Below are 16,002 nucleotides of genomic sequence, written 5' to 3'. Positions count from 1 at the left end.
ATCTCTAGCAAGCGTTACAGCAATGATTCAAAGAAGGCAATCGGCATTGACAAGGGGCTTGCCACCCTGCTTTCCAGCAGCAGTGGCAATGAATATGGTAAAAACTTCAGCAAGCTTACCAATACCATCGTTGACAAGTACGGCAAGCGAAACGCAAATCGGCAGCCTTATATGAACCTGCGCTGGCAGCTCAATCAGCAGCTTGAGCTGCTGGAAAAGGCAAACCAACCTTTGTCTAAGACTGCTTTGAGGAAGAAAAGAAAACTGCTTGGCAAGCTCAAGAATCTGGAGCAAAACAATATCGGCAGAAAGTCGTATGACAAGAGTTATCGCTCAGCTCAAGAAACCATCCGAAGCTTTATCAGCTGTGCGATAAACAGGATGATTGAGAAAGAGCATCCGGTGGTCATTGCCAAGGAAGACTTGACGTTCGTAAAAGAAAAAGGCGTCAAATCAGATAACAGCAGATTCGCAAGAAAGATGCGCAAACGCTTGAATTCATGGACTAAGGGCCAACTGGATGAGCGCATTGTATATCTTTCAAGCAAGAATTCGATTGAAACTCATGATGTCAACCCAGCATATACTTCTCAGTACTGTCCGATCTGCGGGCAGCATTTTGAGGAAAGATACGGCAGTCATCATGAACTGACCAAATGCAAGAAATGCGGCAAGATGAATGCGAACATCGCCGCAGCCAAAAACATATTGAGTAGATTAACTGACGAAGAAATCACGCTTTACACGCCTTACAAGCGAGTTAAGGAGATTCTTGCCAGTCGGATAAAAGAAGCATAAGGCAAGCAATACTACAAAGTTGAAGGCTCTAGCATGTAAGAGCAGTCAGCTTTAACGAACTCAGTTCGGGGTATTAAAATCGCGGCTTGACTGCTTCGAGAAGGCATCACGATATGCTTGCCTGCTTTTTGCGGGCGAGATGCCTTTCCGACTGCCATGCTAAAAGTTTTCAGTGGGGCAGATAAAAAGCTATTGGATGACGCCATCTGGCGTTATTTGACAGCCAACCGTACTCACTGACCTTAACTTCAAAAGGTTAAAAATCTGATTTCTTTTGCCAAGTTGAATCTACTCATAGATTTAACTAGAAAGAAATATCAGAAAAACTTACCAATATTGATGTGATTATCAAGATTTAGTAAGTTTTATGATTCGGTACAAATGCGAATTTTATTACTTGGTGACAGCATCTTTGCCCGCAAGGAAGGGCTGGATCAGCCTAGAATCAACTGGACCCTGAAAGAGAAAAAGCCTGACCTGGAAATCGACAATACGGCGGTGTCTGGCATCAATTCCGGCGCCCTTTTAGCCCTGTTAGGAGACCTGGCCTTAAAGCGGCCCCGGGCTGACCAGCTTTTCTTAATGGTCGGGGTCAATGACGCGGCCAGCCATAAGCAAGTGCCACTAGACCAGTACCGGAAGAACCTCCAGGCTATTGTCTCCGCCCTGGTCTGCTTTTATCCGGGGGCCAAAACCGTCCTGGTCTCCGGGCCGGCGGTGGATGAAGTTAAGCAGCGGGGGCGGACCAACGCAAAACTGGCAAAGTATGCTAAAGTAATGGAGGAAGTCGCGGCTGAATACCAGGTTGCCTATGCCGACTTTTTCACGGCCATGCTGAAGGAGGGAAACCTGAAAGCCCTGTGCCGGGGAGAACTTGACGACGGCCTTCATTTTGGCCCGCGCGGTTATCAATTGCTGGCAGCGGAAATGATGAAGCAGCTGCCCAAGGAAGAGGTTGAACAATGAAGAAGATCTACATGGTTCGCCATGGCCGGACCTATTTGAACAAGTACCAGCGCCTGCAGGGCTGGTCTGACGCCCCTTTGACTGAAGAAGGGATCGAGGGTGCCCACCGGATGGGGAAGGCCTTGAAGGACCAGCATTTTGACTTGGTGGCCTCCAGCGACTTGAAGCGGGCCGCTGACACCCGGAAGATCATCGTTTCGGAAAATGACAACTGGGAGTCAACCGAGATGACCCAGACCGCTGACTTGCGGGAGCTATTTTTTGGCTACTACGAGGCCTTTCATGATACGGAAGGAGTAGCGGCGGCCTTCAAGTCCACCAAGTACCCCCGCCTGGTCGACGCGGTCAAGGACGGCTACACTTGGCAGGAAATCGGGGACTTATTCCACGCGGCTGACCCGGAGGGGGATGCTGAAAGCGGGAGCGAGTTTGAAAGCCGCCTAAAGCGGGGGATCGACTACCTGGTCAACCATGATGAGTCAGAGCGGATCCTTTTGGTTGGCCATGCCTGCGTCATCCATTGCCTGGCCTGCATCTACGGTGGCAAGCACCTCAGAACCGACTTGCCTAAGCACAACGAGATGACGGTCTTGAATGTCGATGATAACGGCCAGGTCAGCCTGGAAGAATTTGGCCGGCCGATGTACTGATTTTTGCCCTGCTGGTCTATAATAGCTTGTAGGGAGAAGTAGGGAAAGATCTATCGAAAATGGTAGGTGAGACAGATGATTAGTAAAGAAAACAAGTTGTTGATCCGGCGCTATCTTTACGCCATGATCAACATGTACGGCATTATTCCGCTGAGACACGCGTACCATATTTTCAGCCACCAGAACCCATTGCTCAACATTGACGAGGACGACTTCTGGGAATTCACCATGTTGGACCAAAGCGACCAGGACTACAATGTGGCCGGTGAAAGGGAACTGCTGGTGGAAGAGCGGGGCGAAGATGAGGATGAGGAATTCTACCTTTACGGCGACTGGGTCTTGATGGACCTGCCACAAGATTTCAAGCGGATCAAAAAGCTCCAGCACAACCGCCTCTATTATGTGCCGGAGAAGGATGAATTTTTGCGCCGGGAAAACGAATGGTATTATGAACGGACCACGGCGACGGAAGAGTACCGCCAGTATCTGAAAGACAGCAATCCAGGCCTCAGCGACGACCGGCTGGAAGAAGCCTTCTTTGAGGCGCTGACCCAGCTGCACTCGGTCAGCTACGGCAAGACGGTGGAAGAGACCATCAACGCCGTGCCCCGTTCCCTGCGCCTGATCGGCTTCACTGTAACGGACGAGCAGGAAGATGAACTGCGGGACTTGCTCAGACGGATGCTGGACGGAACCCGGCAGGAGGCTTTGCGGGGAAAAATGTACAAGTACCACAAGCTGCCGACCACTTTGGAAATCATCGAGACGGAAGGCTTGACTCCGGAAAACATCTCCCGGATCCACAGCGGGAAGATCGACGCCATGGAACTGGTGCCCCAGATCGAGCTCAAGCAGCCCGACCTGGCCCAGCAATTGCTTACGATTTACCAGCAGTAAGGCCAAAACAAGGCAAAATTGAACAAAGTAAAAGGCGAAACTCTAAGAAGGGCTTCGCCTTTTCTTTTATCTGTACATGCTTTCTTCCAGCTTATTTTTGGTAGCCGCGGCTGATCTTGCCGGCGTAAACGGCAAAAATCCCCCGCAAGCGTGGGGCCAAGGCAACGACCAGGGCCAGCTTGGCTAAGGTTGTGGGCAAAAAAGGCCAGATGGCAGCGTTAGCCGCGGCCGCGAATGGCAAGTGGCTGATCCAGGCTAGCCAAGCAGCGCCCAGGAGCAGTTGCAAGAAGAGGGCAATCCCGGCCGCCAGGGTCAAATAAAATCTGTTTCCTTTAGCCAGGCCCGTGATCAGGGCCAGGGGCAAGAAAGCCCAGAGAAAGCCTCCGTTAGGCCCGAAAAGGACGGCGATGCCGCCACTGGCGCCGCTGAAGACGGGGAGACCGGCGGCCCCTAAGAGTAGGTAGAGGGCGACGGCGCCGGTTCCCAGCTGCCAGCCAAAGGCAGCCGCGATTAGGGGGATTACCAGGGTCTGCAGGGTAAAAGGGACTCCGCCCGGCAAGGGGACCGCCAACTGGCTGCCGACAATGATCAAGGCCGTGGATAAGGCCAAAAGACAGAGCTGAAAAGTGTTTTTTCTGGACATTTTTCTCCTCCAATCCAGTAAAACTATTGCTTACTTGATTAATATAGTTTTACTGGGGCTTTTTGTCAATAAGATATTTTATCAAGTACATGTATAGCGATTGCTGGAGGGAAAAGTAGCAAAGATAAAGGTTAGGTAAAAAGATGCAAAAATATGGGGAAAAGCAGGTATAGTGGCTAAGCGCCGGGGATGCTACTAGATATGCACAGCTTCCACAGGAGTTATCCACAATATATCGTAGTTGCTTGCCGGAGTAAGGCCCAAGATGTGGAAAAGGAGAAAATGGGGGTAAGATAAACTGAAAGTAATTTTTTGCACTGCTTTAGTTTTTTGTCTATAATGGAAACTTAATACGCCTAATAGAGACAAGCAATGTAACGGAAAATAAGGAGGCCACATGCGCTATCAGCAAATTATCCTGGACGTTGACGACACCTTGCTCGACACTGAAGCAACGGTCCACGACTCCCTGGTTCAGCTCTTCAAATCCCATGGCTGGGAGATCAGTGACGAATTTGAAAAAGAATTCCACGCCTACAACCAGGGGCTCTGGCGGCGGCTGGAAAAGGGTGAGCTGACCTTGAACCAGCTCTACGAGATCATGTTCCCGGATATTATCAAAAAATACTGCGGGGTCGAAGTCGACGGGATGGAGACGGCTGACGAATTCCACAGCTACTTCCACACCGGCCACAAGCTCCTGCCCGGGGTCAAGGACACCCTCCGCTATGCCAAAAGACTGGGCTACAGCCTGGCGGTTTTGAGCAACGGGGAGCAATTTGGCCAGGAGCACCGGCTGGAATTAGCCGGGATAAGACACTACTTTGACCTGGTCGTGACCAGCCAGGAAGCCGGGGTGCAGAAGCCAAACGCGGAAATTTTTGACTACTTTTTCGCCAGAAGCGGCTACAGCCCCAACCAAACTGTCTTCTTCGGCGACGGCCTGTCCTCTGACATCATGGGAGCGGAAAACTACGGCTTTGCCAGCATCTGGTTCAACCACCGCCACAGGCAGAAGACCCTGCCAGTCCACCCCCTCTTTGAGGTGGACAACTATGCCCAGTTCCAGCGGATCTTGAAAAAAGACTTCGCCCCGACCGCTCTGCGTTAGTTTCCGTTATACTTAAAGCAAACAGACTTTAAGAAGGATTTGGGGAAAAATGGAAAATTACTTTTTTGATTTCGACGGCACGATCTGCGAATCGCGCCGCATCTACGCGACCTGTGCCTGCACTTGGGGCGCCTTTGACCCGGCTAGCCTGAAGAAGGAAAAGGCTGACTACACGGTCGACTATCCCCTGGAAATTTTGGCGATCTAGAAAAAAGCAAAGAGTAAAAACGACAGAGAGTAAAGAAAAACAGAAAGTGAAGATAAAATGCGACTGATTTCTTGGAACATTGACTCATTGAACGCGGCCTTGACGGGGACTTCCCCGCGGGCGGAAATGACCCGGGGGGTCTTGAAAAACTTGCATGACCTGGACCCAGATGTCCTGGCCCTGCAGGAAACCAAGCTGCCGGCCAGCGGGCCAAGCAAAAAGCATCAGGCGGCTCTGGCTGATCTTTTTCCGGAATACGATTTCGTTTGGCGGTCCAGCATGGAGCCAGCCCGGAAGGGTTACGCGGGCACGATGTTTTTGTATAAGAAGGGCCTGGATCCGGTAGTGACCCGGCCGGAAATCGGGGCCCCGGAGCCGATGGACTTTGAAGGGCGGATTTTGACTCTGGAATTCCCGGACTTTTACGTGACCCAGGTCTACACGCCAAATGCCGGCAACGGTCTGGTCCGCTTGGGTGACCGGCAGGAATGGGACAAGTGCTACCGGGCCTACCTGGAAGAATTGGACAAGAAGAAGCCAGTCCTGGCCAGCGGGGACTTCAACGCCGCCTACCAGGAAATCGACTTGAAGCACCCGGAAAACAACCACCATTCCGCCGGCTTTACGGATGAAGAAAGAGCAGGCTTTGGCCAGCTTTTGGCGGCGGGCTTCACGGATACCTTCCGCCAGATCCACGGCCAGGTGGAGGGCGTCTACTCCTGGTGGGCCCAGCGGGTGCGGACGGCCAAGGCCAATAATTCCGGCTGGAGAATCGACTACTGGCTGGTTTCCAACCGCCTGGCTGACCAGGTGGAGAAGTCGGAAATGATCGAGACTGGAGAAAGAGCGGATCATTGTCCAATTTTATTGGAAATTAAGCTGTGATTCGGTTACAATTAGAAGTTAGAGGTTGAAGAAACAGAGAAGTTTTAGTTAATTTTTAGTGTATGAGGCGTATGTGTATATGAAGAGATTGGAAAAAGGGGTCATCGGCTTGATCCTGGTCATTTTTGCCGGCACGGTGATTATGGCCGTCTCGAGCGGTGGCCAGAAAGCAGAAAGCAGTTCAGACGCCTTCGATACTTCAGAGTACCGGAAGGCAGTCAAGTCAACCGACAACCACCACTTCAAGAACATGAAGGTGGAATTGTCCGGCAAGAAGAGCAAGATTACTGGCATCCTGCCCAAGACGCCGACTTCTGTCAGCCTGCTCAAGCAGTGGGAGAGCAAGAAGGTTGACCTGGATTTTACGGCCAGCAAGAAGGACAGCGTGCTGATCAGCAAGCAGACGGTTAAGCTGCCAACCCCTAAGGGGCAGGAATTGACTCATGCCACGGTTGGTGAAATCGGCTATGACCCGGACAGCGACAAGGTCTTGATTTTTGCCAGTGACAAGAACTACAGCCGGGGGTTCTATCCTTTAGGTAATTTGAAGCGGAACGAACCGAGCCCGGCTAGTTTGAGTGCCGACCAGGATCCGCTGGAATTCAGTTTTAAAGATTAAGCAGAAGGACTTTCGCTTTAAGCGGCAGTCCTTTTTTCTTTCTTGTTACTTTTGCCTTGTTTTCTGAATTTTTAACCGGCTTGAAACTTTTTTAATTAAGTAAGGCTTGCACTTTGGACAAAATTGTTTTATTGTTTATTATGAGAAAACGATTGATTATATATTAAAAAATAAGGAGGAATCTTTAATGAGAAAAGTAGCAGTGATCGGCATGGGACACGTTGGGGCCACGGCGGCCTTTATTCTTTTTACCCACGGGGTAGCGGACGAATTGGTCTTGCTGGACAAGAATGAGACTAAGTGCCGGGCTGAATGGGGCGACTTGCGCGACACCCTGGGCAGAAACGACTTCTACGTCAACGTCAAGTGGGGCGACTGGAAAGAGCTGGCGGACGCTGACTTGATCATCACCGCGTTTGGTGACGTGGCGGCCTCAATCACGACAGGAGACCGGTTCGCGGAATTCCCGATCAACACCAAGAACGCGGTTGAAGTTGGCCAGAAGATCAAGGACAGCGGCTTCAAGGGCGTCATCATCAACATCTCCAACCCTTGTGACGTGGTAACCTCCATCTTGCAAAAGGTGACAGGCCTGCCAAAGAGCCAGGTCTTTGGGACCGGGACCTTCCTGGACACTTCCAGAATGCAGCGGGTTGTCGGGGAAAAGCTGGGCCAGGACCCGAGAAACGTGTCCGGCTTCAACCTGGGCGAGCACGGGTCCAGCCAGTTTACGGCCTGGTCAACTGTTTGGGTCAACAACCGGCCAGCCAAGGACCTCTTCAATGAAGCAGAGAAAGAAGAAATGGACCGCTTGAGCAAGGACAATGCCTTCATGGTTGGCAAGGGCAAGGGCTACACCTGCTACGCTGTCGCTACCTGCGCGGTCCGTTTGGCCAGAGCCGTCTTCTCTGACGCCAAGTTCTACGGCCCGACCAGCTGCTACGTTGAATCTCTGGGGACCTACATCGGCTACCCGTCAATCGTTGGCAAGCATGGGGTAGAAGAAGTGCCAGTTCTGGACTTGCCAGCTGACGAACAAGACAAGCTGGAAGCTTCCGCTAAGAAGCTGAAGGACAGCCTGGCCAGCTTGGAATAATTAAAACGATTCTGACAAGTTAAAAGAATTTTAGCGTAAGAAAATCCTCCCGGGCGGGAGGATTTTTGTTATAATGAGCCTAATTACAAAAAGTAAGGAAAATGACAGGAGGCAAAAAATGACTTTGCACGGTTTGGAAGATACTTACGAATTAGCCAATGGGGTCAAGATCCCGGTAATCGGTTTCGGGACCTGGCAGACGCCAGACGGTGACGTAGCCCAAGAAGCAGTTGAGACAGCCTTGAATGCCGGCTACCGGCACATCGACACGGCCGCAGCTTATGGCAATGAAGCCAGCGTGGGCCGGGCCATCAAGCGCAGCGGTGTCAAGCGGAGCGACTTGTTCGTGACCAGCAAGCTTTGGAACGGGTCCCACAGCTATGAAGGGGCCAAGGCGGCTATTGACGACAGCCTGCTCAAGCTGGACACGGACTACCTGGACCTGTACTTGATTCACTGGCCAAATCCAGTTGCCATCCGGGACCACTGGGCAGAAGGCAACGCGGAAGCCTGGCGGGCCATGGAAGAAGCCGTTCAAGCTGGCAAGATCCGGGCAATCGGGGTCTCCAACTTCCGCCGCCACCACCTGGAAGCCCTCTTAAAAACGGCAAAAATCAAGCCTGTGGTCAACCAGATCTGCCTCAACCCAAATGACTTGCAAGCGGAAGTAACGGCCGCTAACAAGGAATACGGCCTTTTGAGCGAGGCTTACAGTCCTTTGGGCACGGGCGGTCTTTTGGGCAATGAGACCATCAAGGCAGTTGGGGCCAAGTACGGCAAGTCCAGCGCCCAGGTTTTGATCCGCTGGTCCCTGCAGCATAACTTTTTACCACTACCGAAGTCAGTTCACCCGGACTACATCAAGGCCAACGCTGAGGTCTTTGACTTTGCGCTTACTGCAGATGACATGGCCAAGCTGGATGGCCTGCAAGGGATCGGCCAGCCAGTCCTGGATCCGGACCAAGCCGAATTTTAAAGACAAAAGCAAAAAGAAGTAAAAAAATTATAAGAAAGACTATATAATATGCCGAAAAACGAATTGGTGGTTATATAGTCTTTTTGTATATATCCGGAAAAGCCGAACAAAAATTGCTAAAAATTTTTTCAAAAAAATTTGATAGCGGGTGAAGGCTTACGGGGCTTGAATTGAGCCAACATACAGTTTCTCGTGTTCGCCTAGTTACACAACACTACATCTTGTGTTTCACAGGAAGAGTGCTAATATATGGAGTGCTTAAAAAATAATGAGACAAGCAGAAAGGACCTGAGAAGATGAGTGAAGAAATATCTCTCTCGGCGGAATTTATCGACCGGGTGAAAGCGAGTGTAAAACCTCACTGGGGCAAGCTGGGCTGGGTCACCTACAAGCGTACCTACGCCCGCTGGCTGCCGGAAAAGGGACGGAGTGAAAACTGGGATGAAACCGTCAAGCGGGTGGTTGAAGGCAACATCAACCTGGATCCCCGCCTTCAAGACTCCCCAAGTCTGGAACTGAAGCAGAGCTTGACTGAAGAAGCAGAGCGGCTCTACAAGCTGATCTACGGCCTGGGCGCGACGCCATCTGGCCGGAACTTGTGGATTTCCGGGACTGACTACCAGAGACGGACCGGGGATTCCTTGAACAACTGCTGGTTTGTGGCCATCCGTCCGCAAAAGTATGGGGACAGCAAGATCGTGCCCAGCTACCTTGGCAAGCAGGAAAAGGCCGTTTCCATGCCTTTCTCCTTCCTCTTTGACGAACTGATGAAGGGGGGCGGGGTTGGCTTCTCAGTTGCCAGATCCAACATCAGCCAGATTCCCCGGGTCGACTTTGCCATCGACCTGCAGCTGGTGGTCGATGAGACCAGTGAATCCTACGACGCTTCCGTCAAGGTCGGGGCCGTCGGTAAGAATGAATTAGTTCAAGATGCTGACAGCATCTACTACCGCCTGCCGGATACCCGGGAGGGCTGGGTTTTGGCCAATGCCCTCTTGATTGACCTCCACTTTGCCCAGACCAACCCAGACCGTAAGCAAAAGCTGATCCTGGACTTGTCCGACATCCGTCCTTACGGGGCAGAAATCCATGGCTTCGGCGGCACGGCTTCCGGCCCAATGCCCTTGATCTCCATGCTGCTGGACGTTAACGAAGTCTTGAATAATAAGGCTGGCGGCCGCCTTACGGCTGTTGATGCCGCCGACATCTGCAACTTGATCGGCAAGGCAGTCGTGGCCGGCAATGTCCGCCGGTCAGCGGAACTGGCCCTGGGCTCAAATGATGACCAGGACTTCATTTCTATGAAGCAGGACCAAGAGAAGCTGATGCACCACCGCTGGGCATCCAACAACAGCGTGGCAGTTGATTCAGCCTTCAGCGGCTACCAGCCGATCGCTGCCGGGATCCGGGAAAACGGGGAGCCAGGGATCGTGAACCTGGACCTGTCCAAGAACTATGGCCGGATTGTTGATGGCTACCAGGCTGGAATTGACGGGGACGTGGAAGGGACCAACCCTTGCGGGGAGATCTCCCTGGCCAACGGGGAACCTTGCAACCTCTTTGAAGTCTTCCCGCTGATCGCGGAAGAACAGGGCTGGGATTTGCAGGAAGTTTTTGCCTTAGCGGCCCGCTACGCCAAGCGGGTAACCTTCAGTCCTTATGACTGGGAAATTTCCCGGGAAATAATTCAAAAGAACCGCCGGATCGGGATCTCCATGTCCGGGATCCAGGACTGGCTTTTGACCAGACTGGGCAACCGGGTGGTTACCGGCTTCAAGGATGACTTTGACCCGGAAACCCATGAAGCTATCAAGGTGCCAGTCTACGACAAGCGGGCCATTAAGATGGTTGACCAGCTTTACAAGGCCGTGGTCAAGGCTGACCAGGACTACAGTAAGACTTTGGGCTGCAATGAATCAATCAAGCACACCACGGTCAAGCCATCAGGCACGGTGGCCAAGTTGGCCGGTGCCAGTGAAGGCATGCACTTCCACTACGGGGCTTACTTGATCCAGCGGATCCGTTTCCAGGATTCTGACCCGCTTTTGCCAGCCTTGAAGGCCTGCGGCTACCGGACGGAAGCCGACATCTACACGGAAAACACGACCTGCGTGGAATTCCCGATCAAGGCAGTAGGGGCGGACAACCCTAACTTTGCCTCAGCTGGGACGGTTTCAATCGCGGAACAGTTTGCCACCCAGGCCTTCTTGCAGACTTATTGGTCGGACAACGCGGTTTCCTGCACGATTACTTTCCAGGATTCCGAAGGTGACCAGGTTGAATCCTTGCTCCGCCAGTACCGCTTTATCACCAAGTCAACCTCGCTTCTGCCATACTTTGGAGGTTCCCTGCAGCAAGCGCCAAAGGAACCGATCGATAAGGAGACTTACGAAAAGCGCAGCCAGGAAATTACCGGCAACGTGGAGGAAGTCTTCAGCCAGCTGAACAGCGACGTCAAGGACCTGGAACTGGTCGACCAGACCGACTGTGAAGGCGGCGCCTGCCCAATTAAGTAAGGCAGGCAAAATAGCGATAAAAGACATAAGAAAAAACTAAAATAAAAAACGGGAGAAACAAAAGATGAAAAAGAAGATTTTAGCAGTCGTAGTTGCCTTGGCAGCCTTCGTGGGCCTTTTTGCTAGCCAGCCAGTCCAAAAGCAAAGTATTCAAGCAGCCAAAACCACTAAAACGGCTAAGAAGGCCAAGGCTAAGCAAATCAGCGTGACCTACACTTTGAAGGACACGACTAAGGCCAAGAACAAGCAAACCCTGGCAAAGAAGACCTTCAAGGTCAAGAAGGGGACGACTGTCTTCACTGTTTTGAAGAAGGCCTGGAAAGTCAACTACACTAAGTCTTCATATGGTGTCTTCATTACCAAGATCAAAGGCCTGGGCAATGAAAAGAAGAAGCTCTACTGGACTTACACCGTTGACGGCAAGATGGCCAAGGTGGCAGCTGACAAGCAAAAGCTGACTAAGAACAAGTCCAAGGTTGTCTTCACTTTGAAGAAATACTAAAATGCAGACCAAGGAACGCTACCAGCTGCAAAGGCTGACCCTGCTGGCCTTGCTGACTGCGATGTGCGTGGTTTTGCGGATCTTTAAAATCATCGATATCCCCAATGTCCAGCCGGTGACCGACATTATCATGCTGACGACGCTGGAACTGGGGGCAGGGACGGGGATTCTCCTGGCCATTTTGGTCATGGTGATCTCTAATATCTTCCTGGGGTTTGGCATTTGGACCTTGCCGCAGATCTTTGCCTACGCGGCCTGCGCTTTGACCGTGGCGTTATTTGCCAGGCTTTTGCCGCTGAAAAGCCGGAAATTCTTCTGGCTGCAGGAGCTCCTGGCCGGCTTTCTGGGCCTGGAATACGGCTTCTTCGTCAGCCTGGGCATGGCCGGCTGGGGCGGCTGGGCAGCCTTCATTGCCTACTGGGTCAGTGGCCTGACCTTTGACTTGTATCATGCTGCCGGCAACCTGGCCTTTTATCCTATCCTTTATCTGCCATTGGTTTTGGGCCTGGACCGGTTTAAAAAGAAAGTAGGGTGGAAGCAAAATGCTTAAAGTCTACACTAAAGTCGGTGACCAGGGGAAAACCAAGCAGGTGACCGGCAAGATGGTCGCCAAATACGACCCGCAGATCCAGACACTGGGAGCTCTCGATGAGCTGCAGTCCTGGCTGGGGGTTACGGTGGCCAACCTTTCTCCGGCCTGCCAGGGCCTGGAAGAAAAGCTGATCAAGCTGGAGCGGGAAATGTATGAATTGCAGGCTGACCTGGTGGTCAAGCGGCACCATACGATTACCTTGGCTGAAGTGACTTACATGGAAGAGCAAATCGATGCCTGGACGGAAGAATTGCCGGAAATGAAGGAATTCATCCTGCCGGGCGGGTCAAAGACCAGCGCCAACCTCCAGTATGCCCGGGCACTGGCCCGGACCAGCGAGCGGGTCTGCGTGCTGTACGCGGACGAAAGCGGGGAGGTAAAGAGCGACAGCCTCAAGTACCTGAACCGCCTGTCAGACTATCTGTTCGTCATGGCCCGCTACGCCAACCTTTTGGAGGGCGTGGCTGATGTCAAGAGCAAGCCCGCCCGGCCGCGGCGGCGTCCGAAAAAATAAGCTAGCAAATTAAAAAGTGTTGGATGACTTTGAGAGCAAGCATCCAACACTTTTTCTTTTACAGTTACTTTCAGTATATTCTACTCCAAAAATAAGCAAGCAAAAACCCGCGGGTGAGAAGGCCCCGCGGGTTTTCGTTTTAGCTTTTAATGGATAAGTTTAAAAGTATGTGTTTGTAAAGTAATGTAAGTAATTTTTAAGTAGATTGTTGTAAGAAAATCTGTAAGTTTTAAAAAAGGGATTTCTAAGCGGCTAGATTAGCCAACCTTAACTGGAGTTTCAGCTTCCTTGCCTTCAACCAATTCAAGGTTGTTGTCGAAGGCCTTAATTACCATGTTGCGAACAGCGTGAGTAGTGTAGAAAGCAGTGTGTGGAGTTACCAGAACGTTTGGACGAGCGATCAAGTCAGCTAAACGTGCGTCTGGGAATTCCTTGCCTTCCCAGTCTTCGTTGAAGACGCCAACTTCACCTTCGTAAACGTCCATTGCGTAACCGAAGATCTTGCCTGAGTCCAAACCACGGATAACCGCGTCAGTGTCAACCAATGGACCACGTGATACGTTAACGATAACTACGTCTTGCTTCATTTTAGCGATTGACTTGTCGTTGATCATGTGAACGTTAGCTGGAACGTCAGGAACGTGCAGGGAAATAACGTCAGCTTGCTTGTACAGGTCGTCAAGTGAGTCTACGTAGTAGCCCTTCTTTTCCAATTCTGGGTTGCGGAAGATGTCGTAAGCGATAACCTTAGCGCCGAAGCCTTCCATGATTTGCATGAAGACTTGACCGATGTGGCCAGTACCTACAACACCAACAACTTGGTCGCGAACTTCACGGCCGATAGTTGGTGCCCAACGCAAGTCGTGACGGGCAACCTTTTCGTCCATAGCCTTGTCTTGACGCAGGATGCGGGCAGCTTGGATAGCAGCATGTTCTGCGATGGCGTTTGGTGAGTAAACTGGAACGTTGGTGATTTGGAAGCCAAGTTCCTTAGCCTTAGCCATGTCGATGTTGTCAACACCAACGTTACGCAGGCTCATCTTAGTGATGCCGTTGTCTGCCAAAGCTTGCAGAGTTTCAGCGGTGTAGTCAAGTTGTTGGTAAACAACAACACCGTCAGCACCCTTTGCCAAAGCAGCAGTTTCTGGGGTCAAAAGCTTGTCAGTGTATTCAACTTCGACGTCCTTGTGAGCGTCTTCCCATTCCTTCAAGAATGGCTTTTCATCTTCACGAATTGCGTAAGCAAAAATTTTAGTCATAATTGTCCCTCCGTTATTCTTGCTCTTACATTGATAATAGTAACACAAAAAGGTGAAAGATAACACTAAAAACCAGTCACGTGAACAATATAATTTGGATGAAAGCGCTAAACATCAATATGGACAAGATGATTTTTGAAGTGAAAAAAATATCTTTCACAAAGTCGAAAATGTTTTGACTGCAGCTAGTTTATAGTAACGGAGTTTTTAAGCAAAAAGCGGCATAATATCCTCTCTTACAAGAATGTTATGCCACTTTTCTTCTATGTTATTTGCTGATTGCTGCCGCTTAATCGATCTTGCGCTTTGGATTGAGCAGGTTCATTGGGTCAAACAAGCTCTTGATCTGGTGTTGGATCCAGTCAACGTCTTCACCCAATTCAACATTGTTCCACTGGTTCTTCAACATCCCTACGGCATGTTCGCCAGAGATAGTTCCACCCAGTTCTAAGGCCTTGGTAAACATTTCGTGCAAGACGATATTGACACTTTCAGGCATTTCCTTGGCATCCTTGGACCAGGTAACGGTTGGGTGCAGGTTGCCGTCGCCAGCATGTCCGGCGGTGAAGATTTCCAGTTCCGGGTACTTGTCGCTCAAAGCCTGGATCGTGTCAACCAACTCAGCCATGCGTGAAGTTGGCACGGCCATGTCTTCCATAACTGCGCTGCGACCAGTGAAGATGGCTGGTAACATGTCCTGGCGGACGCTGATAATCTTGTCTTGCTCAGCTGGGTCAGTAGCCAGCTGGACGTCGGTCACATGATACTTGTCCATAATGTTCTTGACGATCTGTTTGCCTTCATCAGAAATGGAGTCGACGCGGAAAATTAAAGCTGCGCCGCGGCCGGCCATCTCCTTGTTATCACGGAATTCGCTGACTGCCTGCAGGGTGTGGGAATCCATGGCTTCTAACATGGCAGGGTAGATCCCTGACATCCGCAGATCTTTGGTGGCTTCAGCCAAAGTGTGCATATCCTTGAAGTAGGCCAAGCCCATCAAGGATTCGCCCAAAGGCAGCGGCAGCAACTTGACCGTAATTTCCACGATCGTACCCAGCGTCCCTTCTGAGCCGACAAACAATTGAGTTAAGTTGTAGCCAAAGGCTTGCTTGCTGGTTTTGCCGCCCAGGTCAAGGAGGCGACCATCAGCTAGGACGACCTTCAAGCCCAGGACGTTGTCGCGGGTTGATCCGTAGCGAACGCCACTCAAGCCGCCGGCGTTAGTCGCGACGTTGCCGCCGATGCCTGACATTTTCTTTGAAGCTGGATCTGGAGCGTAGAAGAGCCCTTGCTTTCTCGCGGCTTGGTCAAGGTCATTGTTGATGACGCCTGGCTGAACGACGGCATAGGCATCCTCAGCGTTCAATTCCAGAATCTTGTTCATCTTGGCGGTTGAAAGAATGATGGCGTGGTCAACAGCATCAGCGCCAACAACGGTGCTGGTGAAGCGGTTCTGGGAAACAACTGGCAGGTGGAAGCGGCGGGCAGCCCGCATGACTCCCTGGACGTCAGCGATTGAGCCTGCTTCGACCAGGGCTAGAGCCAGGCCGTGCTGGCCAGGCAGGTTTTGGCTATAGGATGCGGTTTGTAAGCTGTCTTTATCAGTTTTGACGATCCCATCTTTTACTTGTTCCTACAAAAAATCAATTATTTCGTCTGTGTTGTAGGCTGAAAAATTCAATCCCATGGTAAATTCTCCTTTTAAGCAATAGTGATTTTCACGGGCACGAATGAGTGTCTTGTTATTTTTACTAACAATTAGTAAGTAAG

General features: G+C 51.2%; 16 protein-coding genes and 1 pseudogene. 14 read left to right on the top strand and 3 right to left on the bottom strand.

Going from position 1 to position 16,002, the window contains the following annotated elements; translation table 11 throughout:
• From DS743_RS08700 to DS743_RS08685, 4 genes are all read left to right on the top strand, one after another.
• Window positions 1-798: RNA-guided endonuclease TnpB family protein (locus DS743_RS08700; RefSeq protein ID WP_258945823.1), on the top strand; the 798-nt coding region annotated here is incomplete at its 5' end.
• 381 nt (window positions 799-1,179) lie between these two features.
• A complete protein-coding gene (locus DS743_RS08695) occupies window positions 1,180-1,764 on the top strand; it encodes an SGNH/GDSL hydrolase family protein (protein ID WP_035184128.1) in 585 nt (194 codons plus the stop codon).
• Window positions 1,761-2,414: a histidine phosphatase family protein gene (locus tag DS743_RS08690; protein ID WP_035184125.1), complete on the top strand. Its 654-nt coding sequence runs from the start codon at window positions 1,761-1,763 to the stop codon at window positions 2,412-2,414. The genes DS743_RS08695 and DS743_RS08690 overlap by 4 nt, the downstream gene beginning before the upstream one ends.
• A gap of 75 nt (window positions 2,415-2,489) precedes the next feature.
• Window positions 2,490-3,311: a hypothetical protein gene (locus DS743_RS08685; protein ID WP_025895621.1), complete on the top strand. Its 822-nt coding sequence runs from the start codon at window positions 2,490-2,492 to the stop codon at window positions 3,309-3,311.
• Window positions 3,312-3,402: 91 nt separating this feature from the next.
• On the opposite strand, the gene DS743_RS08680 is transcribed toward DS743_RS08685, so the two are convergent.
• Complete coding sequence (locus DS743_RS08680; RefSeq protein ID WP_035184123.1) at window positions 3,403-3,954, bottom strand: biotin transporter BioY; 552 nt, start codon at window positions 3,952-3,954, stop codon at window positions 3,403-3,405.
• Window positions 3,955-4,351: 397 nt separating this feature from the next.
• Here DS743_RS08680 and DS743_RS08675 point away from each other — a divergent pair, with 397 nt between their 5' ends.
• The 10 genes from DS743_RS08675 to DS743_RS08630 all read left to right on the top strand — a co-directional run bounded on the left by DS743_RS08675 (window position 4,352) and on the right by DS743_RS08630 (window position 12,973).
• Complete coding sequence (locus tag DS743_RS08675; RefSeq protein WP_002879656.1) at window positions 4,352-5,065, top strand: YjjG family noncanonical pyrimidine nucleotidase; 714 nt, start codon at window positions 4,352-4,354, stop codon at window positions 5,063-5,065.
• Window positions 5,066-5,114: 49 nt separating this feature from the next.
• On the top strand, window positions 5,115-5,273 hold the full coding sequence (locus DS743_RS08670; protein WP_035184121.1) for a hypothetical protein: 159 nt from the start codon (window positions 5,115-5,117) through the stop codon (window positions 5,271-5,273).
• A gap of 57 nt (window positions 5,274-5,330) precedes the next feature.
• Window positions 5,331-6,158 carry an exodeoxyribonuclease III gene (locus tag DS743_RS08665; RefSeq protein ID WP_025895623.1) on the top strand — a complete coding sequence of 276 codons (828 nt, stop codon included), beginning with the start codon at window positions 5,331-5,333 and terminating at the stop codon, window positions 6,156-6,158.
• Between the two features lie 79 nt (window positions 6,159-6,237).
• Window positions 6,238-6,777 carry a cyclophilin-like fold protein gene (locus tag DS743_RS08660; protein ID WP_002879652.1) on the top strand — a complete coding sequence of 180 codons (540 nt, stop codon included), beginning with the start codon at window positions 6,238-6,240 and terminating at the stop codon, window positions 6,775-6,777.
• Between the two features lie 187 nt (window positions 6,778-6,964).
• Window positions 6,965-7,873 carry an L-lactate dehydrogenase gene (locus DS743_RS08655; protein WP_035184120.1) on the top strand — a complete coding sequence of 303 codons (909 nt, stop codon included), beginning with the start codon at window positions 6,965-6,967 and terminating at the stop codon, window positions 7,871-7,873.
• Between the two features lie 118 nt (window positions 7,874-7,991).
• Window positions 7,992-8,849 carry an aldo/keto reductase gene (locus DS743_RS08650; protein WP_016396011.1) on the top strand — a complete coding sequence of 286 codons (858 nt, stop codon included), beginning with the start codon at window positions 7,992-7,994 and terminating at the stop codon, window positions 8,847-8,849.
• A 296-nt stretch (window positions 8,850-9,145) separates the two neighbouring features.
• Window positions 9,146-11,365, top strand: coding sequence for a ribonucleoside-triphosphate reductase, adenosylcobalamin-dependent (gene nrdJ / locus DS743_RS08645; protein WP_035184117.1), 2,220 nt, complete (start codon window positions 9,146-9,148; stop codon window positions 11,363-11,365).
• A 64-nt stretch (window positions 11,366-11,429) separates the two neighbouring features.
• Window positions 11,430-11,867 carry a DUF4430 domain-containing protein gene (locus DS743_RS08640; RefSeq protein ID WP_013438904.1) on the top strand — a complete coding sequence of 146 codons (438 nt, stop codon included), beginning with the start codon at window positions 11,430-11,432 and terminating at the stop codon, window positions 11,865-11,867.
• Window position 11,868: 1 nt separating this feature from the next.
• Complete coding sequence (locus tag DS743_RS08635; protein WP_003616303.1) at window positions 11,869-12,417, top strand: ECF transporter S component; 549 nt, start codon at window positions 11,869-11,871, stop codon at window positions 12,415-12,417.
• Entirely contained in the window at window positions 12,410-12,973 is a 564-nt protein-coding gene (locus DS743_RS08630) for a cob(I)yrinic acid a,c-diamide adenosyltransferase (protein WP_002879589.1), read from the top strand. Before DS743_RS08635 ends, DS743_RS08630 begins: the two co-directional genes overlap by 8 nt.
• Window positions 12,974-13,230: 257 nt before the next feature.
• On the opposite strand, the gene DS743_RS08625 is transcribed toward DS743_RS08630, so the two are convergent.
• Complete coding sequence (locus DS743_RS08625) at window positions 13,231-14,232, bottom strand: D-2-hydroxyacid dehydrogenase (RefSeq protein WP_035184111.1); 1,002 nt, start codon at window positions 14,230-14,232, stop codon at window positions 13,231-13,233.
• A gap of 289 nt (window positions 14,233-14,521) precedes the next feature.
• A pseudogene (locus tag DS743_RS08620) lies at window positions 14,522-15,919 on the bottom strand (FAD-binding oxidoreductase).
• Window positions 15,920-16,002: the final 83 nt, after the last annotated feature.

This window comes from Lactobacillus leichmannii, from assembly GCF_024701915.1.
Taxonomy (GTDB): Bacteria; Bacillota; Bacilli; order Lactobacillales; family Lactobacillaceae; genus Lactobacillus; species Lactobacillus delbrueckii.
This window is presented reverse-complemented; position numbering and strand designations above follow the sequence as displayed.